This window comes from Alteromonas nitratireducens, from assembly GCF_040812025.1.
GTDB classification, from domain to species: domain Bacteria; phylum Pseudomonadota; class Gammaproteobacteria; order Enterobacterales; family Alteromonadaceae; genus Alteromonas; species Alteromonas nitratireducens.
In genome coordinates this window covers 34045-54072 of the sequence record NZ_JBFNPK010000014.1, presented here as the reverse complement: position 1 = coordinate 54072, position 20028 = coordinate 34045, and the positions used below count along the sequence as shown (strand labels likewise).

General features: G+C 52.9%; 20 protein-coding genes. 7 read left to right on the top strand and 13 right to left on the bottom strand.

Going from position 1 to position 20028, the window contains the following annotated elements; all coding sequences use genetic code 11:
• Positions 1-178: 178 nt before the first annotated feature.
• Entirely contained in the window at positions 179-1774 is a 1596-nt protein-coding gene (locus tag AB1N33_RS12515) for an isocitrate lyase (protein ID WP_411271893.1), read from the bottom strand.
• Positions 1775-2016: 242 nt separating this feature from the next.
• On the opposite strand from AB1N33_RS12515, the gene AB1N33_RS12510 reads away from it, so the two are divergent.
• The 3 genes from AB1N33_RS12510 to glsB all read left to right on the top strand — a co-directional run bounded on the left by AB1N33_RS12510 (position 2017) and on the right by glsB (position 5510).
• A complete protein-coding gene (locus tag AB1N33_RS12510; protein ID WP_411271892.1) occupies positions 2017-2973 on the top strand; it encodes a chemotaxis protein CheV in 957 nt (318 codons plus the stop codon).
• 89 nt (positions 2974-3062) lie between these two features.
• Positions 3063-4520 (top strand): alkaline phosphatase, encoded by a 1458-nt coding sequence (locus AB1N33_RS12505; RefSeq protein ID WP_411271891.1) that lies wholly within the window; start codon positions 3063-3065, stop codon positions 4518-4520.
• A gap of 81 nt (positions 4521-4601) precedes the next feature.
• On the top strand, positions 4602-5510 hold the full coding sequence (glsB, locus tag AB1N33_RS12500) for a glutaminase B (RefSeq protein ID WP_411271890.1): 909 nt from the start codon (positions 4602-4604) through the stop codon (positions 5508-5510).
• 34 nt (positions 5511-5544) lie between these two features.
• Here the strand turns inward: glsB and AB1N33_RS12495 are convergent, their stop codons facing one another.
• From AB1N33_RS12495 to AB1N33_RS12440, 12 genes are all read right to left on the bottom strand, one after another.
• The gene (locus AB1N33_RS12495; RefSeq protein ID WP_411271889.1) at positions 5545-6612 is read right to left on the bottom strand and encodes a lipocalin-like domain-containing protein; all 1068 of its coding nucleotides are present in this window, start codon (positions 6610-6612) and stop codon (positions 5545-5547) included.
• Positions 6609-8960: an ABC transporter permease gene (locus AB1N33_RS12490; RefSeq protein ID WP_411271888.1), complete on the bottom strand. Its 2352-nt coding sequence runs from the start codon at positions 8958-8960 to the stop codon at positions 6609-6611. Before AB1N33_RS12490 ends, AB1N33_RS12495 begins: the two co-directional genes overlap by 4 nt.
• A 76-nt stretch (positions 8961-9036) precedes the next feature.
• Complete coding sequence (locus AB1N33_RS12485; RefSeq protein WP_411271887.1) at positions 9037-9702, bottom strand: ABC transporter ATP-binding protein; 666 nt, start codon at positions 9700-9702, stop codon at positions 9037-9039.
• A 61-nt stretch (positions 9703-9763) separates the two neighbouring features.
• On the bottom strand, positions 9764-10462 hold the full coding sequence (locus AB1N33_RS12480; RefSeq protein ID WP_411271886.1) for a VC0807 family protein: 699 nt from the start codon (positions 10460-10462) through the stop codon (positions 9764-9766).
• Between the two features lie 29 nt (positions 10463-10491).
• Positions 10492-11058 carry a rhomboid family intramembrane serine protease gene (locus AB1N33_RS12475; RefSeq protein ID WP_411271885.1) on the bottom strand — a complete coding sequence of 189 codons (567 nt, stop codon included), beginning with the start codon at positions 11056-11058 and terminating at the stop codon, positions 10492-10494.
• Between the two features lie 9 nt (positions 11059-11067).
• On the bottom strand, positions 11068-12234 hold the full coding sequence (locus AB1N33_RS12470; RefSeq protein WP_411271884.1) for a glutathionylspermidine synthase family protein: 1167 nt from the start codon (positions 12232-12234) through the stop codon (positions 11068-11070).
• Positions 12235-12237: 3 nt separating this feature from the next.
• Positions 12238-12846: a DUF1190 family protein gene (locus AB1N33_RS12465; RefSeq protein ID WP_411271883.1), complete on the bottom strand. Its 609-nt coding sequence runs from the start codon at positions 12844-12846 to the stop codon at positions 12238-12240.
• Between the two features lie 8 nt (positions 12847-12854).
• Positions 12855-13271 (bottom strand): DUF350 domain-containing protein, encoded by a 417-nt coding sequence (locus AB1N33_RS12460; protein WP_411271882.1) that lies wholly within the window; start codon positions 13269-13271, stop codon positions 12855-12857.
• 16 nt (positions 13272-13287) lie between these two features.
• Positions 13288-13932 carry a YjfK family protein gene (locus tag AB1N33_RS12455; RefSeq protein ID WP_411271881.1) on the bottom strand — a complete coding sequence of 215 codons (645 nt, stop codon included), beginning with the start codon at positions 13930-13932 and terminating at the stop codon, positions 13288-13290.
• Between the two features lie 11 nt (positions 13933-13943).
• Positions 13944-14996, bottom strand: a complete 1053-nt coding sequence (locus AB1N33_RS12450) for a potassium channel family protein (RefSeq protein WP_411271880.1) — start codon at positions 14994-14996, stop codon at positions 13944-13946.
• Positions 14997-15059: 63 nt separating this feature from the next.
• Entirely contained in the window at positions 15060-15740 is a 681-nt protein-coding gene (locus tag AB1N33_RS12445; protein WP_411271879.1) for a PspA/IM30 family protein, read from the bottom strand.
• Between the two features lie 23 nt (positions 15741-15763).
• Positions 15764-16153, bottom strand: coding sequence for a DUF2170 family protein (locus AB1N33_RS12440; protein ID WP_411271878.1), 390 nt, complete (start codon positions 16151-16153; stop codon positions 15764-15766).
• A 178-nt stretch (positions 16154-16331) separates the two neighbouring features.
• Between AB1N33_RS12440 and AB1N33_RS12435 the strand changes: the two genes are divergently transcribed.
• From AB1N33_RS12435 to yajC, 4 genes are all read left to right on the top strand, one after another.
• Positions 16332-16604 carry a DUF6471 domain-containing protein gene (locus AB1N33_RS12435; protein ID WP_411271877.1) on the top strand — a complete coding sequence of 91 codons (273 nt, stop codon included), beginning with the start codon at positions 16332-16334 and terminating at the stop codon, positions 16602-16604.
• A 320-nt stretch (positions 16605-16924) separates the two neighbouring features.
• A complete protein-coding gene (gene queA, locus AB1N33_RS12430; RefSeq protein ID WP_411271876.1) occupies positions 16925-17968 on the top strand; it encodes a tRNA preQ1(34) S-adenosylmethionine ribosyltransferase-isomerase QueA in 1044 nt (347 codons plus the stop codon).
• Between the two features lie 561 nt (positions 17969-18529).
• Positions 18530-19642 (top strand): tRNA guanosine(34) transglycosylase Tgt, encoded by a 1113-nt coding sequence (tgt, locus tag AB1N33_RS12425; protein ID WP_411271875.1) that lies wholly within the window; start codon positions 18530-18532, stop codon positions 19640-19642.
• 23 nt (positions 19643-19665) lie between these two features.
• The gene (yajC, locus tag AB1N33_RS12420) at positions 19666-20001 is read left to right on the top strand and encodes a preprotein translocase subunit YajC (RefSeq protein WP_411271874.1); all 336 of its coding nucleotides are present in this window, start codon (positions 19666-19668) and stop codon (positions 19999-20001) included.
• Positions 20002-20028 lie beyond the last annotated feature (27 nt).

Below are 20028 nucleotides of genomic sequence, written 5' to 3'. Positions count from 1 at the left end.
TAAAAAGTATAATAAAAATAGTGGGTTATATTTTTGGATGAATGCCGGGTGAGGCAAAGTGCCGTTTTTTCAGGGTGCAGTAACAGATAAACAGGATGAATAGCGCGAAACCAGCCCGGTTACCACACAGGAATAAAAAAGCCCGGCGTATGCCGGGCTGTGTACTGACCTGTTTCGATTATACGTCGAACTGGTTCATCGTGTTGTCTTCACCTGCCGCTTTCAGTGCGGCTTCGCCAGAGAAGTACTCTTTATGTGTGTCGCCGAGATCTGAACCTGCCATTGCCTGGTGCTTAACGCATGCCAGCCCCTGACGGATTTCCTGACGCTGTACGCCACGAACGTAAGCCAGCATACCGTCATCACCAAAGTAACCTTTTGCCAGGGTATCAGTAGACAGCGCTGCTGTATGATACGTTGGCAGGGTAATGAGGTGGTGGAAGATACCTGCTTCACGCGCGGCATCAGCCTGGAAGCTGCGGATCTTCGCATCCGCCTCCTGCGCCAGTTCGCTGCTGTCGTACTCTTCCGACATCAGCTTGGCACGGTCGTAGCTAGAGACGTCTTTACCCGCTTCCTGCCATGCATCAAATACCTGCTGACGGAAGTTGAGCGTCCAGTTGAACGATGGAGAATTGTTATAAACCAGCTTCGCATTTGGTACCTGCTCACGAATGGCATTAACCATTTCTGCAATCTGACCAACGTGCGGCTTCTCGGTTTCAATCCACAGCAGGTCGGCACCGTTTTTCAGTGACGTGACACAATCCAGCACAACACGGTCAACACCGGTGTTATCTTTAAAGCGGAACAGGCCATTTGGCAGACGCTCAGGTTTTACCAGCTGTCCGTTCTGCTTCAGTACCAGGTCGCCTTCGTCAAGATCCGCAACGCTGTTCACCGGCGTAGTTTTGAGGAAGGCATTGTATTGTGAGGCCAGATCACCTTCTTTCTGTGATACCGGAATTTTCTGGGTCAGACCGGCACCCAGTGAGTCGGTACGGGCAACAATAACACCGTCATCCACACCCAGTTCCAGGAAGGCGTACCGGACAGCGTTAATTTTTGCCAGGAAGTCTTCATGAGGTACGGTAACCTTACCGTCCTGGTGACCGCACTGTTTCGCGTCAGACACCTGGTTTTCAATCTGGATACAGCACGCACCGGCTTCAATCATTTTCTTAGCCAGCAGGTACGTGGCTTCTTCGTTACCAAAGCCCGCGTCAATATCCGCAATAATTGGCACAATGTGGGTTTCATAGTTGTCGATCTGTGCCTGAATAGCAGCAATATCGCCACCTGACGCCTTGGCTGCATCAAGTTGTTTGAACAAATCACCCAGTTCACGCGCGTCAGCCTGACGCAGGAAAGTGTAGAGCTCTTCAATCAGCGCCGGGACAGAGGTTTTTTCATGCATTGACTGGTCTGGCAGAGGGCCAAACTCAGAACGCAGTGCAGCCACCATCCAGCCAGACAGATAGAGGTAGCTCTTGTTGGTCGTGCCCTGATGCTTTTTCACTGACAGCATTTTTTGCTGACCGACAAAGCCGTGCCAGCAACCCAGTGACTGAGTGTACTGACTGCTGTCTGCATCATATTCAGCCATGTCTTTACGCATGATTGCCGCAGTGTAACGAGCAATATCAAGCCCGGTTTTGAATCGGTTCTGCACCTTCATTCGTGCAGCGAACTCTGGATTAATAGCATCCCAGGTACCGTTTTTAGATGATTTCAACGTTGCGAAATTGTCGATGTCCTGTTGATATTGCGACATGAGCGTTTCTCCCGACTATACTTGTTGCAAATAATTATGTGTTGATTGCGAGGCGTTCTGCTGTGGCTGACCTTCTCAATCGATTCCATTTCATCCTAGAGCGTAACCAGCAATAACAGAAATATATAATCAGCATCTCGGCCATTCATTATGTGAATGATTCTTGTGCGAACAGATGCTGCTTAAGATGAATAGCGGAAGCGCAGCAAACAGGGTACAGTGCGGTTTTTCGGAGGAGCTTCATGACAGGCGTACTGGCATCGGTTGATCAGCGAACCCGACTGGTGGGCGAGAACCGGCTAGAGTTGCTGTTGTTCAGATTAGGCTCCCGACATGTTTTTGCGATCAACGTTTTTAAAGTAAAAGAAGTGATTGGCGTGCCGCGTTTAAGCAGCATGCCCGGCTCGCATCAGAATTTACGCGGTGTCATGAATTACCGTGGGAAGGCCATTCCTATTGTCGATTTGCGTCAGGCAATCCGGATGCAGGGCGGTGCTATTGGTGAGCAGGCAGAAAATGTCATCATCACCGAATATAACCGTAGCGTGCAGGGGTTCCTGATTGGCAAGGTACTTAACATCGTAAACACCTCGTGGCAGGACATACAGCCGCCCCCAAAAAGTATCGGTAAGTCAAATTACCTTACCGCTATCACTCAGATTGATATTGATAACAAACGTGAGTTAGTAGAGATCATTGATGTTGAGAAAGTGCTCGCGGAAATCGTCGATTATGACGTCAGTATTTCAGAAGAGTTGCTCGACGAAGACCTGCTACCGCACTTCCAGGGGCGGAAGGTACTGATTGTTGATGATTCGGGAACCGCCCGTAAACAGATGTCAGACACACTGACCCAGCTTGGCCTGACCGTACTCGAATGCCGTAATGGTGCAGAGGCGCTGGCGCTGCTGCGTGAATGGGCAGATCTGGGGACCCGGCCGAGTGACAAAATACTGATGATGTTTACCGATGCGGAGATGCCGGAAATTGACGGGTATCGTCTTACTGCAGAAGTCAGAAACGACCCGCGTATGTCAGATTTGTTTATCACACTGAACACGTCACTCAGCGGCAGCTTTAATGATGCGATGGTAGAAAAGGTGGGCTGTGACCGTTTCATCTCGAAATTTCAGCCAGATATGCTGGTGGATGTCGCCCAGCAGCGTCTGCGTGAAGTGCTTGGGTCTGATCGATCCTAACGCACAGAAACCAGCATTGAACGGATTAAAATTGTTCTATTAAACAGGGTGTTTTACACTTGGAACGTTGATTCTTAAGGAAAGCATTCATGTTTAAGAAAGTAATCACTGCGTCGCTTGCGGCGTCTTTTGTACTGACTGGTTGTATGCAGATGACGCCAGCCACAGAAACGTCGTCCAGTCGCACTGCCGGTGACGCAACTTCCGGCAAGGTTCCGCGTAATATTATTATGATCGTTGCCGATGGTATGGGCCCGGCCTACACCACTGCGTATCGCAATTTTCGGGATGATCCCGCCACACCACAGGTAGAAACCGTGGTGTTTGATGACATTCTGGTTGGCAACGCTTCTACCTACCCTGAGCACAACACCGGTTATGTAACCGACTCTGCCGCCGCCGCCACCGCGCTGGCCTCTGGGGTTAAAACCTATAACGGGGCAATTGGCGTTGATGTGAACAAAGCGCCGCTTGAATCAGTGATGGCCCGCGCCAAGGCGAAGGGGAAACGCACAGGTCTGGCTGTGACCTCGCAGATTGTTCATGCCACGCCGGCAGCCTACATTGCCCACGATGAGAGCCGGAAAAACTACGATGCGATTGCGGATGACTTTTTTGATAACCGCGTGAACGGCGCGTTTGTCGCCGATGTTATGCTTGGCGGTGGTACCCGCTACTTCGAACGTCAGGATCGGGATGTACTGGCACAATTTATTGATGCGGGCTATCAGTACGCGGACAGTTATAACCGGCTGGCAGCGATCCCGGCCGGCTCAAATGTGATTGGGCTGTTTGCTGAAGTTGCACTGCCAGCGGCGCTGGATGATACCCGTAAGAATCGTCTGGCCTATCTGACCCGTCATGCCATCAAACACCTGGAAAATGACAACGGCTACTTCCTGCTTGTCGAAGCCAGCCAGGTTGACTGGGCAGGCCATGACAATGATATTGCCTCTGCCATGGCTGAAATGCATGACCTGGCACTGACAATGGACATGCTGCGAAAGTATGTTAAGCAGCATCCTGACACCCTGGTAGTGCTGACGGCTGACCACAGCACCGGCGGGCTCACCATTGGTGCCCGTGGCGATTATCGCTGGAGCCCTGAGTATATTCGCAGCATGAAAGCGGCCGCCGAAACTATCGCCGATGCTATGGCACAGGCCACCTCTCCTGGCGATTACGTTGCGCAGCAGCTTGGATTCGCCCTGACAGGGGAAGAGCGTGCAATGTTCGATAATGTCGCGCAAAATCCGGATGTCAAAGCCCGTGAAGTTGCTATCAAAACCTTCCTCGACAATAAAACCAATACCGGCTGGACAACAGGTGGTCATACAGGTGTCGATGTGGAAGTGTTTGCCTTTGGCCGTGGTGCAGAAGCCTTTGCCGGTCAGATTGACAACACGGATATCGCCAAGCGTATCTTCGGTATGCTGGAGAACAGTCCGGCGGTAAAAAGCACGCCAAAAGTACAGGCTTCAGAGGCAGAAGACGAGACCAGTGAGCTTGAGACCTGTGATTTGGCTGAAGACTGGCATTGTCAGTAGTGCTGATGTTCTTTTGTCAAAAAGCCCGGCACATTGCCGGGTTTTTTGAATAAACAGAGAAATAAAAAAACGGTAAAAGGTATGCAGGCGTTACTCGAAGAAATTTATCAGGAAGTGCTGCCGCTGATAGGGCAGGGAAAGGTGGCCGACTATATCCCTGCGCTCGCCTCTGTTCGCCCCGATCAACTGGGCATCGCAGTATGTGGCGTCAGTGGCAAAATGATGAGTGTGGGTGATGACACCACGCCGTTTTCTATCCAGAGCATTTCCAAGCTGTTCAATCTGGTACTGGCGGTGAAGCATTATGGCGAGGGCCTGTGGCAGCGCGTGGGGTGTGAGCCGTCAGGGCTGCCGTTTAATTCGCTGGTGCAACTGGAATACGAAAAAGGGATCCCACGAAACCCGTTTATTAACGCCGGTGCACTGGTTATCAGTGATATGAATCAGACGCGCTTTGTGTCGCCGCACATTGCCATGCGTGATTTCGTCAGAAAGCTGTGCGGCAATCCGGCACTGGTTGCCAATGCGGTCGTGGCCGACTCGGAGTATCAGCACCGCTCGCGCAATGCTGCCATGGCGTATCTGATGAAGGCATTCAATAATTTTGAAAATGAGGTGGAGGACGTGCTCCATCACTATTTTTATAACTGTGCACTGGAGATGACCTGTCAGGATCTGGCAAGGGCAGTGAACTTTCTGGCCAACCGGGGCTATTGCCAGTTTTCCTGTCAGCAGGTGCTGGATATCGATGAAACGCGGCAGGTTAATGCGCTGCTGGCCACCAGTGGTCTGTATGATGAAGCGGGGCGCTTTGCTTTTCGCGTGGGCTTGCCCGGCAAGAGTGGCGTCGGTGGCGGGATTATTGCGGTGGTGCCGGGACGTTTCTCGGTTTGTGTCTGGTCTCCGGAACTGAACGATATGGGCAACTCACTGGCCGGCGTCGCCGCACTCGAATCGCTGACCCGCCGCATAAACTGGTCGGTGTATTGATACAGCGACAGACAGACCGGCGTGGGTTGTTGCCCTAATAACCGGTCAGCTCAAGAAAACCACTGCCGGTGTGGGTACCGCTCACCTCCACACGGCCCTCATAGTAGGGAAACTGACCGGTGTTATACTGCCCCGGTTTAAACGGGGCAATCTGTACGTCAATCCCTTCGCGAGGCAACGAAAGTTGCCAGCGGACTGGCATCGTGTGTCCGTTAATGGTTTCGTAGCCGTCAGGTAAGAATGTTACCTCGTCGGCATCCAGCGTTCGATAATCCCCCGCCGCGTTAATCAGCGTACCGGTGACAAACGGTGACGCGCCCGCCGTGTGCATTCTGAACACCATGACTTTGCGTTCATCGTCCAGATGCAAAGACAGCCAGTCCCAGCCCAGGGCTTCATCGCGCGCCAGCTCACTGGTCCATTCATGATCAAACCAGCCTTTACCCGTAAGCCGGGCAGGCTTTTCTTTACTATCAATCTGCCCGGTAACAGTAATAAAGGGCTGGCTGTAGTAGTACGAGCGCAGGTCGCCATTAGCGGATTTATGGCTTATCCCCTGATGGCCGTGGCGAACCGGTGGTCCGGCCGCGGTCAGGGTCAATGTCACAGAAGTACCGTCCTTAAAGGCAACGGTCAGGTCAGACGGAAACGGGGTTGTGCCCGTCATTGCCTGCCATTCCCAGTTATCCAGCCACGCTCTGAACGGGGGGGTAGCAACCCCGGCATTACCGACGCCACCACGAGCGAGTCGTTCTTCAAACCAGTGCTGTTCACTGCTATGCAGCGAGGCGTGCGCCATCCATAACTGATTGTCCGCCCAGACATTTTCCGGTACATCATCCTGCTTAAGGCGAAACAGCGTGAACTGAAATCCGAAAGGATTAGCCTCTTCATCTTCAGCGACCACCGTCAGGTACCACCATTCCAGCTGATAGTTGTCATGACTGCGATAATCATCGGGCAGCGTCAGCGGCGAGCGGTACAGCGAGGCAGACGGGTTGTCATCAGACAGTCCCTTAAACAGGCTGTCGGCGGGGGCCTGAGGTGCTTTATTGCAGGCTGCCAGCAAGAGCAGTAACGCTAGCATCAGAAAAGGCTTCATGTGCGGGTCTCCTGTCTGAGATCAACACGCGATGACAACCGGGTCAGTGGCAGCACCAGCACCAGCATGATGGATACGAGGCTTAAGGCGGCACTTTGCAGCAAGACGCCTGCGTCGACACTCAGAGGATAAATCCAGCTGAACGCATAACGGTTGACCTTATCGATGAACACCCAGGCAAGTCCTATTCCTGCAGGCAGCGCCAGTGCGGCAGTCATTGCACAAAGGAGCAGATACTGTCCGGCAATCAGTATTTTCAAGCGGGCGCCTGATACACCGAGCATCCGAAGTACCGCGTATTGTGGCCGGCTGTCGAGACTGACCAGAAATACCGACACCAGAAATGACAGGGCTGCGACCAGCAGGGTGGCGATATTCAGCGCATCCGTAACAACAAAAGTGCGATCGAAGGTCTTCATCGACAGTGAATAGAGGGTATTGGCGTCATAATACTCATAGTCAGACGGTAATGACGCCAGCCAGTTGGTGAGCGAGTCGCTGGCCGCGGGGGAATCGAGATACACTGCGCTGAGACCGCCGTATTGTCCATAGCGTGCGACGGTGTCCGGGGGCATCATGAGCTGCGCATCCGGATTACCGTAATCCGGATAAATACCCACCACCGTGCGACGCAGTGCTTCGCCGCTGGCAAGGCGCAATGTCAGTACATCGCCGGTATCCAGCTGATGCCGGAATGCCAGTTGCTGATTAACAAATACGCCCTGATAGTCAGCGTAGGTCTGCCAGGCATCGGGAAGTGCGGTATCAAGTACCAGGCTTTCCCTGGCGCGGCGGCTAAACGGGTAACTGCGTACTTTTACCGGCCGTTCACTGAGCATGGCATCGGCACGATAAACCGTGACGACAGTCACGCTATCAGGCACCTCTGCGGGCGCATGCTGGTTGTGGGTATACACATAGCCCTCGGCATTCAGCCGCTGCAACAGCCAGTCAGAGGTAGCATTACGAAAGCTGTCCGTCATCACGTTCATACCCGTATTTGCGGTCAGGGCGATGAAAAAAGCGCAGACAGCCAGCCGGGTACGTGTGGATAATTTCACTGCGCTGGCTGAGGCGTAGTGAAGCAGTACAAACCGTGCAGGTAACATACGATGCACCAGGCGCAATAGCGGTGGCAGCCAGACCAGAATCATTACACAGCCCGCCAGCAACACCGCGCCCACGGTCAGCAGCGCGCTCAATGTGGATGACGCGATAACCGGCACAACAACAATAACAATTAACGCAGCCAGTCCTGGCCAGTATGGCAGGTACCCGGGCGAACTCGCCGTTAGCCTTTCTGACAGGCTGGAAAGCTGACGGGCGGGGATAGCGACGAACAGCCCGACAGCCAGCATGCTGAGTCCCCATGCTGTCAGGAAAAGCCCTGTGATGGGCGCATCGGCCCCCGCAAACGAGAGATCAAACAGCGCTGTGAACGTTGTCTGTAGTGCGGGTGTCAGCGTTGTGGTCAGCCAGGCACCACCGAGCACGCCGCCAAGGGCGCCGATGGCCGTGTACAGCAGCACTTCGGTTTGTAAGGCCAGCAGTAGTATCAAGGCCCCCACGCCCAGTTGCCGTAACTGACGAAGCAGGTGAAGCCGGCTTCGGTACATCAGATTGAGTGCATTCACCACAATAAACACACTGACCATCGCCATCATGGCACTCATAGCCCAGAGGTTAAGCTGAAAACTGTCGGTAAGGGTGCCGTCGCTCCCCAGTGGCGAGCGTTTGAGTGACAGATGGGCGGGTAACATGGCCCGCAGTGCAGATTCCTCATCCGCGTTAAGCTGAAACGGAATGAGGATCGTGTTAAGTGGTGCCTGTGTGACTGAAAACCAGTGATAAAACACCGTCAGGTCGGTCAGGAGCACACCGTCGGGCAAGGGGCCGGCAACCAGTGTTAGCGGGGATGTATGACGAGTGTTACTGGCGGGCTGCACGGTATTACAGTTTAGCGCAGCCAGGGTTGCCTCACTGACCAGGGCAATCGGGCCCGCGCTGGTCGTGACCGGTAATGATGCATGCCTGTCGTTGTCAGCAAGCGGGACGGCTGCCAGTGTGTCTATGCCGCTTACGGTAATGTCATGCGCCGTTGCCGATCCGGAGCAGGTTACGGTACTCGCCTTTGAGGCGAACGCCACGGCCTGGGTAATGCCACGCTGTCTGAGCATGGCGTAATCCTGTTTCGTCAGCGGCGCGGTATCGGCCCCAGCGGTGATGGTATAGGCCGGGTTAACCCATGGTGACTGGCTTGCCTGCTGGCTGCGATCCGCCGCCTGGTTAATGAGTGACACAGCCGTCAGACCGCCACACGCAACCGCGACTGAGAAGACGATCAGCATTACTTCCCACCACCGGCGACGGGCTGAGCGGGCAAAAACGCCGAGGCTCAAACGGTAAGCGGGCCAGTACACCGGCTTAGGTTCCGGTTGTTTGTGGTAATACCTTACCCTCATGCAGCAGGTAAGGCTTGTTCGCCATTTCCGCAACTTCACTGGCGTGGGTAACCACGATGACGGTTGTACCGGTTTGTTTGCACAGGTCAAAGAGAAGGCGCGCCACCTTCATACTGGTCTTTTCATCCAGGTTACCTGTGGGCTCGTCTGCCAGTAGCAGTGAAGGCCGGTGATTCAGTGCGCGTGCAATCGCAACGCGCTGCTGCTCGCCGCCCGAGAGGTGAGCAATAGGCTGCGCTGCCAGTTTTTCAATACCGAGCGCCTGCATCAGTTGCTGCTGGTACTGTGTATCAAGGTTACCTTTGAGGCGGGCGGTAAAGGCAATGTTGTCGAATACTGACAGGCAGTCCAGCAAATTGAAATTCTGATAAACGAAGCCTAAGTGCTCCCGACGGAAGGAATCCGCCTGGCTGGCGCTGACAAAGGGCAGTCTGACATTGTTAATCTGAATTGAGCCTGCGTCGGGGGAATCGAAACCGGCTAACAGCGACAGCAGGGTGGATTTGCCGCAACCTGATGCACCGCGAATGCTGATGCTTTCACCCGGCTTCACCGACAGACTGGCGCCATCAAGCTGTGGCGTTGCGGTGCCCGGGTAGTGTTTGCGAAGGTTCTGAATAACTATCATGGCCGGCCAGGGTATATCTGAAGTCGTCAGTAATCACTACGAACTCAGCTGCCGCTTTGGCTCACTGGTTGATAAAGTGTTCGAGATCTTCGCCGGTGATTTTTTTAATTTGGGCAAACAGGTACCACAGCGCGGTCATCAGCAGGATCATACTGGGGATAACAATGACCGGATAACTCAGTGCTGTCATGCGTCCGAGTTCCTCGGTATAGGCTGTTGTACCTGGTTCGCTGACCAGGATCACTTTTGCCAGCACGTAGTTCAGTACCGATGACAGGAAAAATGAGCTGGCAACAATATAGGAACTGACCGCTACCTTACGCTGAAATGACTCGCGCTTGTGGTCTTCATCCAGCGCTTCATTCAGACGTGCCCAGTTGATTAGCTGGTCATTCAGGATCAGCGCTTTAACCAGCGGCTTGTCGGTGTATTGGGTAATTAGCACTGCAATCCCAATCAGTGCAGGGATCGCCGCTTCCTTGATGGCAATGTATTGTGCAGGCAGCTCCAGCAGGCTTATTCCGCCGGTGAGCACCACGCTGATGATGCCCAGCACCGAAAACATGTTCACCTTGCCGGACTCTTTCAGGTCCCAGAAGCCATAACCAATAGGGAAGATGAGTGCTGCGACGATACTCCATGCCGGACCAAGGTAAGCTTCATCGCTGCCATAACTCATAATGACAACCGGAATAATGATATTAAACGCGAGGTTGGCAAAGAACCCCTGATTTTGCTTTTGTGGCTGATCCTGCGGCATGACAACAACTCAAAAATACGTTAACGGCATTATACGGGATTGCGTCTGCGTGCCCAAGTCCATGCGCTGAATAAACCGGCAGCGAAGCCAAACAAATGATATTCAAACGAAATAAATTGCTTGCCAGGCAGCACGCCAAACACCATACCGCCATAAAGGGCTATGACCAGCAGCGAAATCAGCAGGTACACGAGCCGACGGGAAACGAATCCGCCCAGTAGTAAAAAACCGAAGTAGCCATATACCATGCCGCTGGCGCCAATATGCATTGCGCTGCGGCCAAACGTCCAGACGCCGAGCCCGCCCATCAGCATCACGCACAGCGTAGTGAGAATAAAAATGCGGCGTCCCCACTGCATGGTCAGCCACATAAACAGCAGCAGAGGCAGCAGGTTCATCATCAGGTGCGTCGGTGAGGCATGCAAAAAGGGCGCGGTGACCACATGCCATAAACTGAAAAGGTGCCGGGGCAACACGCCAAACTGATTAAGGGCGTTGCCAGTGAAGATATTCAGTATTTCACAGACGATTAACAGCACAGCGACGACGGTCAGCGTCGTCGCCTGTTGTTTTAATGTCAGCGATGGCTCATTCATGGTTTTCCCTCAGATAATGATATGCGGCAGGTAACGGGACAGATCCTGTGTGATGGCGCTGCGGTCTTCTCGTACCGAAATGCCTGCGGCCTCATCACCCACCAGCCAGCTTCCTATCAGGGTGTGGTTGCCGTCAAACACAGGCAATGGATGACAGGCCTGAATAACAAAACCTTCTTCTCCGTACGGTCCGTCACTGAGTTTGGACTCTTTGCCGTTGTCGAGCAGGGAAATATTCGCACCTTCACGGGAAAATACCGGCTTCTTAATCCACTTTCCTGACGATGTCGGTGCATGTCTGTCATCGCCAAAATAGGCTGGCAGCAGGTTCGGGTGATTGGGAAACGTCTGCCAAAGCAGTGGCAACAGTGCTTTGTTAGAGGTAATGGCCTTGTAGGGCGGCTCTATCCAGTTAACGCCACCGGATTCAAGTGCGTCGCCATACTCCTCGCGTAACATGAATTCCCACGGGTACAGCTTGAAGCAGTCGGTGATCGCCTGGTCGCGCAGATCAGTGAACAGGCCTTCCGGTGACAGGCCAATGTCTTCAATGTAAACAAAGTCGGACTGGATCCCCGCTGCTTTGGCACAATCCTGCAGATACTGCACCGTTCCGCGGTCCTCTTCGGTATCCTTACAACAGGCAAAGTGCATGTGTGAAAAGCGGTAGTGCTGCGCAATATGCGCAAACCGGTGGATCAGCTTTTCCTGCAGACTGTTAAACTGATCGGCGTGACGCGGCAGATGCCCCCGGTCGACCTGTTGCTCCAGCCATAACCATTGCCAGAAGCCGGTTTCATACAGACTGGTGGGGGTATCTGCATTATTCTCCAGTAATTTGGCAGGGCCAACCCCGTCATACACCAGGTCAAGGCGAGAGTAGAGGCTCGGCGCGCGTTGCTGCCAGCTTTGCCTGACCAGATCCCAGTGAGGCTCAGGAATACAAAATCGCGCCATCAGCGCGTCGCTCTCCACCACCTTATCAATGACGTGGCAACACATCTGATGCAGCGCTTCGGTTGGCGCTTCCAGATCCTCTTCAATCTGCCTGAGAGTGAACTGATAGCAGGCTGACTCGTCCCAGTAAGGCTCGCCGTACAGGGTGTGAAAATGAAAACCAAACTCTGCCGCCTGTTTTTGCCAGTCCGGTCTGACCGGGCAGGGCAGTCTCAGCATAAACTAGCCGCCCCAGCCTGACCGTGAGCTGCCCCAGCTCGATTTAGCACGGACGCTGCTGCCAAAGCCGCCGCGACTCATCGTCCGGGTTACCGTTGGTTTGGGCTTGAAGCGGTCCGGACTCACCCGGTAATTGCGCTTGCGGATATCACCATCGAAGACATAGCCATCTGCGGTTATCCAGCGCGAGCGGAATGACGAATACGGAGAAAAAGAGGTATACAGCGGCTGCGAATAGTAGCGGCTTGGTGACAACAGCTGGCTGACCATAAAGCCAGCCATGAACGGCATAAAGACCCCGCCGCTATTGGTCTGTACATACTGGCACTGATTCGGGCCGAACTCATATTCACAGTCATATTCACTGTTAAACCGCGGGGCAGTGCGCTGGGCCTCTTCTACCGCGCGCTGATAGGCCGCATCGCAACGTTCGGGCGCATCGGGGTAGTCGTTTTTGCAGTCATCCAGTGACGTATAAATGGTGGCAGGCTGGCGATCGCCGCCACAGGCACTGAGCAGTACTCCCGCCACGCCAACCGCCAGCGGTTTGAGCGCAAAGGCTTTGCGCATGTGCGCCAGGTTGATACTTTTACTGCGTTTCTGAACACTCATAACGCCTCCTAGTAGCTCATGCAGGCGGCGTTCAGCAGACCAACAGCCACTGACATGCAGGCCAGCATAACACCGGCGGAGACTTCATTATTGTTAATGCGCTCGGCAATCTTGGGCATAAAGGTGAAGCGCAGCAGGGCAAACGCCAGCGACTGTGCGATGATGGCAACCGCTCCCCAGATGGCAAAGTCAGCCAGTGCAATCGAGTTGGCCGCGGCGCCGGACAAAGCAATAGCAAAGCCTATCAGCGCCCCGCCGAAGCCAATTGCCGCCGCGACGTTTTTCTCGTCCTTGACCAGTTTCCACTCGTCATGGGGAGTAACCAGGGCATAGACCACTTTAAAAATGAAAATAAACACAATTGAAACGGCAAAGTACAGGGCGAAGTTACCGAGTCCTGCCAGAGAGTGCGTTACCATGTCCATCGTATAATCCTTATTGTTAACCGTTAATGGTGATATCTGCAGGGGTTATATCAAAACCCGTGCTGATTACCAGACAGCGATCGGCGTTATTGCCAATGATTTTTTCCTCTCCCACAACCAGTAATGATTCTGTGCGACCATGTTCGATGGGGCGCTCATAGAGCATCATAAACTGATCGGTGGTACTGACATCGCCGTCTTCTTCATAAGTGGTTTCGGTCACGGCGACCGGGGGAGACTGTTCTCCCACAGCTTCCCAGACACGCTGATAGGTGTGGCCTTCCAGGCTGTATGAAGGCTGTGATATCAGGTTTGCCAGCGTGTCGTCCCATTGCGTCTGACTGCCAATGGTGCGGGTGTCATAGAAATACCACAGCTTGACGTCGGTAATATGATTTTCGGTTTCGCCACCATCACAGACAACCTGTAAAAACGCATCGTCGTCGGTATAGTAGCGCAGCAGTGTACCACCGGAATCGAGCGGGGCACGGCCGACAGCCTGAATAATATGCGAGCGTGCAGCGCCCTCAATGACCAGCTCCTTTTCAAGCAGTGACAGCTTCAGATCGTCCAGTTCAAACGAGCCGCCAAGATACAGCCCCATGATTTCCGGTGCCACTGGCTTTTTCGGTGATGATTTACCAAACAGTTTACTGAACATGATTGTCTCCGCTATTTTTCAAGTGCTTCCCAGTCAATATGGGCGATGCGGCGGGACGCAATGTAAAAAATACGGTCGCGCGGGTTAAGTAATGTGGACAGCGATGGATTGACCACCATGTCTTTGTATGAGCCGCCGGGAGCATAGCCGATAAAAATGGCGTCATACTGTTTTTTGAGTGCGCTAAACACGGTTTCAACCGTCAGCGGACGACTGTCCTCAGGCAGCGTGGCTGAAAACTGCGCCTGCCCCTCATCAACGCTGAGCAGGTCGTGGTGAAGCATACTTGAACCAGGGTCAAATGCCGCTTTTGCCAGCATCTCAACGGCCACGCTCGGGGTACATTCCACTTCCGGACAGTGTTGCTGCAGCAGCGACACCAGGGAATCGTCGGTGAAGTAAGCGACTTTATGGGCGTCGGGGTTACGCTTCGAGCAATACAGGGCCGTGGTCATGGTGACATCATCCTGCGGATTGTCGATAAGGATCGTTGCCGCGGTAGCGATGCAGGCGCGATCCATATCACTGTCTTTATTGAAGGATTCTACCCTGACGAATTCAATATGGCCTGGCAGCGGATTTTCGATGTCGGCTTTTACGCACAACACGATGTCCGGTTTGCCGGGAATGGCGTCCCGCTCTTTACGCAATAAGTCGAGTAACAGCATGGTACGGTGTTCATTCCAGCCGATGACCAGAATGTGCTGCTGCACATGTAAACTTGTCATGCCTCTCAGCCCCTTTTTCCATTGTTCCGATACCCAGGCTGCGACGCGTCCAATTACCATCGCGAACAGCGTCAGGCCGACCGGAATAACATAAAACGCCACAAGCAGCTTGCCTGTGGGTGTGACCGGCGACAAATCGCCATAGCCTACGGTAGACGCCGTAACAGCGAGCCAGTAAATAAAGTCAGTACGTTGGGTCAGTGCGGACTCATTTGCCAGTGTCAGCAGAGCCCAGCTGCTGACACCGTAGAACAGGGTTCCCCCTGCGATGGTATACCAGCGCGATTCGGCAAAATACCGCACCATGAGTTTTTTGATTTTAATCCACGGAGGCATGGCTGATGTTCATTCCCGGTGTCATAAAAAACGATGGCCCGCATGGGGCCACCGTGTGTGCACTTACTTACCGAGGATCCGGCTCAGTTCATCGTCAGCGGAGGTTTTTCCACCCTTGATGCCTGCCTCTGCAAGCCGTTTCTCAAGATCACTGCTGCTTTCGCTCGCAGCCAGCTCTTCTGCCGCCTGCAGTTCGGCACTACGCAGCTTTTGTTTCTCCTGAATACGGCTGAGCGATTCTGTGGCGGTCTTCATTTTACTGTTAGCGCCGGTGTGGCGTGAAGACACCGCAACCTGCGCTTTTTGTACGCTCTCCGTCGCTTTTACCATGTCTACCTGTTGCTCCAGACGGCGTAGATTGGCTTTTGCCTGCTGAATGTTTTGTGCCAGTTGCTTTTCTGACTGCGTGAACTGGTCAAGATAGCTTTGCTCCTGATCACGCTCTTCTTTCAGATCTGCGACTTTTTGTGCGCAATCCAGCGCCAGCTGACGGTCAGTATCAACCGCTTTTCTGGCGTGGGCTTCATACTCTGCAATTGACGCATTAAAGCCATCAATTTTCTGCTGGGACAATTTGCATTTCGCCAGAATTTGCGTGCGGGCATGATCTGACTTTCGCAATTCTTCTTTGGCTTCACGAATTTCCTGTTCAAGGATACGGATAGCCTGACTGTCAACAACCGACTGGGCTGCTTCTGTCGCGCCGCCTTTTACGGCTGTGATTAATTTTTTCCAGACTGACATACGCTTCTCCTGTAGTGCCGGTATTACTTAAGGTGGGTTTCATAGGCGTCAAGAAATGACGCGACATTCTGAAACAGGGTTTCTACCTCAATAACAATGCTCTCTGCTTTGGACTGTGCACTGAGCGCACCAAATGCAGTGTAATATTCTTCTTCCCCGACCGTAGTAATCCCCACTGTGGTCAGTGGAAAAATCATGTGGGTAGACAGAATTTCATGGTCCAGCGCAGCTTTGTCGGTAACCTGCGAGGCAGAGAACAACAAACTTTCCACCAGGATCTGTTCACCGCTGATCGCCAGCCAGGCATCAATACCATCCTGATTCGCGATGAGCAGGCAGTTCTCTTCGCGGGTAACCACGAAGTCCTCATGTTGACTTAACAAGGATTCAATGCCATCCAAATCCCAACTCATACCAGTCTCCTTGATTGAAGCGATGTAAACTCAGGTACTGTAACGGTTTACATCGTGACTCGCCAATATTGATGCTTGCAGTGTAGGCAAAGCATGTCATAATCGTCAATAACATATATGCGCTTTATGTGTAAAAAAGTGTGTTTTCGTAAAAAATAATTCACAAAAGGGGTGCCACTTGGGGGCAAAAGAACAGTGGAGACTGGCAGTACAGCGTCTGGTTAAGTCTGAGATGTCTGTCCGTGGCATTAAATATCAGGAATTGAGTGAGAGGCTGGCCAGGCAAGGGGTGGAACAGAGCGCGGACAATCTGCGTAACAAAGTGAATAAAGGCATTATGGGCGCAGATTTGTTGCTGCAGATCTTGCTGGTGATTAATGCGAGGCCAGTGTCAACTGAACTGATTGCTGAGATCTTAAGTTATTCATCGACCGACAAATCGTCGGAATAAACCACATAAAACCCCGTTTTGCACCCTTTCTTATACTGAAATTTCCTGTGATCACAGGTACACTATCGCGCGCTTTCAGGCGTGATGTCTGCAGAGTATTCGCAGCTTACATGCGGTATTCGGGCAAAAAAAAGCCCGGCTAATAACCGGGCAACCACACAACAGGAATGATTGTTTGGGAGAACATCATCACATCTGGGGCGGATCTTAACCGATTAAGAGGTTGGGAACGACGAATTTTTAAGCACAACGCGTATAGCTGGTGATATATAAGTATTCTTTTTTATACGTTGTGTCTTCTGAAGAGAGCACTGTCCGGAATGAAACGAGAAGATTTTAGTTTTACTTTACCCGAGCACCTGATTGCCAAATATCCAACCCCAGACCGCACGGCAAGTCGTCTTTTGCATCTGGACGGTAAAACCGGTAACACCGGACACTATATGTTCAGCGATATGCTGTCACTGGTCGAGCCGGGTGATTTACTTATTTTCAACAACACGCGGGTCATACCAGCACGTATGCTGGGTAAAAAGGAAACCGGTGGTAATGTTGAAGTGCTGGTGGAACGCCTGGTGGGTGATCATGATGCACTGGCGCATGTTCGTGCCAGTAAGGCACCTAAACCCGGTACCCGGTTAATTCTGGAAGGCGCGGTTGTAGCGACTGTCACGGGCAGACAGGATGCCCTGTTTGAACTGCATTTTGACAATGAGCGCAGTGTGCTGGAATTACTCGAAACGTATGGGCACATGCCGTTGCCTCCGTATATCGATCGTCCGGACGAAAACAGCGATAAGGAACGCTATCAGACGGTCTACAATGAGAAGCCCGGTGCGGTTGCGGCACCGACAGCGGGTCTGCACTTTGATGAAAAGATCATGGAGGCGCTGCGTGAAAAGGGCGTGCGCGTAGAGTTTATTACGCTGCACGTCGGCGCAGGAACGTTCCAGCCAGTGCGGGTTGATAATATTACCGAACACAAGATGCACGCAGAATATGCCGAAGTTCCTCAGGGCGTCGCGGATGCGGTGCTCGAAACGAAAGCGGCGGGTAAGCGGGTAATTGCGGTTGGTACCACCTCGGTACGTTCTCTGGAGTCTGCGGCAGTGGCGGCTGAAGCTACCGGAAAACTGATCATGCCGTTTTACGCCGACACCGATATTTTTATCTACCCGGGCTTTAATTTTAAAGTCGTAGACGCCATGTTTACCAACTTCCACCTGCCGGAATCGACACTGATGATGCTGATTAGCGCTTTTGCCGGCAGGGATAACGTGATGAATGCCTATCAGCAGGCGATAGAAAACGAATACCGTTTCTTCAGCTACGGCGACAGCATGTTTATTGAAAAAGCGGAGTAGGGAATTAGCAGCGGCGCGAATTCGCCAGAGCGGGGCCCCCCACCAACGACGCGTCGTGAACCCATCCCTGGGGACTCCGCCGCAGCATCCATGCTGCGGAGGGTCGCAGGTGGAGGCCCCGCTCTGCCAAACTCGCCCCAGTGACACTCATGCACCGATTTGCAATGTCAGGTGCGGCTTGGTGGGGAAGCTGGAGAGTGGCGTCGAATAACGAACCGTTTGTCGCAGGTATTCGGTAGCCGAGCCCCATGGATGAATGTACGGCATGTGCTGTAAGGAGTTGCACTTACATCGATTTACAATATCAGGTGCGGCTTGGCGAGGGAGCAGGAGAGAAATCAGATAACGAACCGTCTGCCGCAAGGATGCGGCAGTCGAGCCCCCACGGATGGGTTAACGGCGTGTTCGCTATTTGATTTCTCTCCTGATTCCGAAGCGGACCGTCGCTGGTAGTTGGGGATCTCGCGATGAGAGGGCATGATCTCAGTGATAATGCTGGTATAATCGCCGCCAGTTTGAATAAGGTTTCAGCCTGCGGGCTGAAGAGACAGGATGCAGTGAATGCAATTTGAGTTGTTACATACCGACGGGGATGCCAGACGCGGGCGCCTCGTGTTTGAGCGGGGTGTGGTTGAGACCCCCGCATTTATGCCGGTAGGTACTTACGGTACCGTTAAAGGCATGACGCCGGAAGAGCTGAAAGACAGCGGCGCACATATTTGCCTGGGCAATACCTTTCACCTGATGCTGCGTCCGGGTACCAGCATTATCCGCCAGCATGGCGATCTGCATGACTTTATGCACTGGGATAAGCCTATTCTCACTGATTCGGGTGGCTTTCAGGTATTCAGTCTGGGCGATCTGCGCAAAATTACTGAAGAGGGTGTGACGTTCCGCTCGCCTATTAATGGTGAGAAGATCCTGCTGACACCGGAAAGGTCGATGGAAGTGCAGCGCGATCTGGGCTCTGACATTGTGATGATATTTGACGAGTGCACGCCGTTCCCAGCCACGGAGCAGGAGGCAAGGCTGTCGATGGAAATGTCTCTGCGCTGGGCAAAACGCAGCAAAGAAGCACACGGCGACAACCCTGCTGCGCTGTTTGGTATTATTCAGGGCGGTATGTATGAGGCATTGCGGGATATCTCGCTGGCCGGTCTTGAAGAGATTGGGTTTGACGGCTATGCCATTGGCGGCCTGTCCGTCGGCGAGCCGAAAGAGGACATGATCCGCATCATTGAACATACTGCGCCGAAGATCCCGGCGAACAAACCGCGTTATCTGATGGGGGTAGGTAAGCCGGAAGACATCGTTGAGGCAGTGCGTCGCGGTGTTGATATGTTTGACTGCGTGATGCCTACCCGCAATGCGCGTAACGGGCATCTGTTCGTCACCGAGGGGGTGATTAAAATTCGTAACGCGAAACATCGTAACGATACATCGCCACTGGACGAAAGCTGTGACTGTTACACCTGTCAGAACTATTCACGTTCGTATCTGCATCACCTGGATAAATGTAATGAGATCCTGGGGGCAAGACTAAATACCATCCATAACCTGCGCTATTACCAGCGGGTTATGCAGGGGCTGCGGGACGCTATTGCGGAAAATACGCTGGATGAGTTCGTCGCCACATTTTATGAACAAAAAGGGATGCCGGTTCCGGCACGATAACAACGAGAAAACTGGGGAATATTATGAGTTTATTTATTTCTAACGCTTATGCACAAACCAGCGGCGCTCAGCAGGGCGGCGGCATGGAAATGCTGATCATGCTGGCCGTTTTCGGCCTTATCTTTTACTTCCTGCTGTATCGCCCTCAGGCGAAGCGTGTAAAAGAGCACAAAGCGCTGGTGTCGTCACTGAGCAAAGGTGATGAGGTTCTGACTCAGGGCGGTCTGGTAGGACGTATCACCAAAGTGTCTGAAGAAAAGGATTTCATTGAGATTGCGCTGAATGACAGCAACAACATCGTTGTTCAGAAGAACTCTGTCACAGCTGTACTGCCTAAGGGCACAATGAAGTCGCTGTAATTCGCTGACATACCGGCACCCGTATCG

Coding starts and splice junctions, on each gene's coding strand:
- AB1N33_RS12515 (WP_411271893.1), bottom strand. CDS start 1,774: ATGTCGCAATATCAACAGGACATCGACAATTTCGCAACGTTGAAATCA.
- AB1N33_RS12460 (WP_411271882.1), bottom strand. CDS start 13,271: ATGGACATGGTAACGCACTCTCTGGCAGGACTCGGTAACTTCGCCCTG.
- AB1N33_RS12510 (WP_411271892.1), top strand. CDS start 2,017: ATGACAGGCGTACTGGCATCGGTTGATCAGCGAACCCGACTGGTGGGC.
- AB1N33_RS12475 (WP_411271885.1), bottom strand. CDS start 11,058: ATGAATGAGCCATCGCTGACATTAAAACAACAGGCGACGACGCTGACC.
- yajC (WP_411271874.1), top strand. CDS start 19,666: ATGAGTTTATTTATTTCTAACGCTTATGCACAAACCAGCGGCGCTCAG.
- AB1N33_RS12470 (WP_411271884.1), bottom strand. CDS start 12,234: ATGCTGAGACTGCCCTGCCCGGTCAGACCGGACTGGCAAAAACAGGCG.
- AB1N33_RS12440 (WP_411271878.1), bottom strand. CDS start 16,153: ATGAGTTGGGATTTGGATGGCATTGAATCCTTGTTAAGTCAACATGAG.
- tgt (WP_411271875.1), top strand. CDS start 18,530: ATGCAATTTGAGTTGTTACATACCGACGGGGATGCCAGACGCGGGCGC.
- AB1N33_RS12485 (WP_411271887.1), bottom strand. CDS start 9,702: ATGATAGTTATTCAGAACCTTCGCAAACACTACCCGGGCACCGCAACG.
- glsB (WP_411271890.1), top strand. CDS start 4,602: ATGCAGGCGTTACTCGAAGAAATTTATCAGGAAGTGCTGCCGCTGATA.
- AB1N33_RS12450 (WP_411271880.1), bottom strand. CDS start 14,996: ATGCCTCCGTGGATTAAAATCAAAAAACTCATGGTGCGGTATTTTGCC.
- AB1N33_RS12480 (WP_411271886.1), bottom strand. CDS start 10,462: ATGCCGCAGGATCAGCCACAAAAGCAAAATCAGGGGTTCTTTGCCAAC.
- AB1N33_RS12505 (WP_411271891.1), top strand. CDS start 3,063: ATGTTTAAGAAAGTAATCACTGCGTCGCTTGCGGCGTCTTTTGTACTG.
- AB1N33_RS12445 (WP_411271879.1), bottom strand. CDS start 15,740: ATGTCAGTCTGGAAAAAATTAATCACAGCCGTAAAAGGCGGCGCGACA.
- AB1N33_RS12490 (WP_411271888.1), bottom strand. CDS start 8,960: ATGCTGATCGTCTTCTCAGTCGCGGTTGCGTGTGGCGGTCTGACGGCT.
- AB1N33_RS12495 (WP_411271889.1), bottom strand. CDS start 6,612: ATGAAGCCTTTTCTGATGCTAGCGTTACTGCTCTTGCTGGCAGCCTGC.
- AB1N33_RS12465 (WP_411271883.1), bottom strand. CDS start 12,846: ATGAGTGTTCAGAAACGCAGTAAAAGTATCAACCTGGCGCACATGCGC.
- queA (WP_411271876.1), top strand. CDS start 16,925: ATGAAACGAGAAGATTTTAGTTTTACTTTACCCGAGCACCTGATTGCC.
- AB1N33_RS12455 (WP_411271881.1), bottom strand. CDS start 13,932: ATGTTCAGTAAACTGTTTGGTAAATCATCACCGAAAAAGCCAGTGGCA.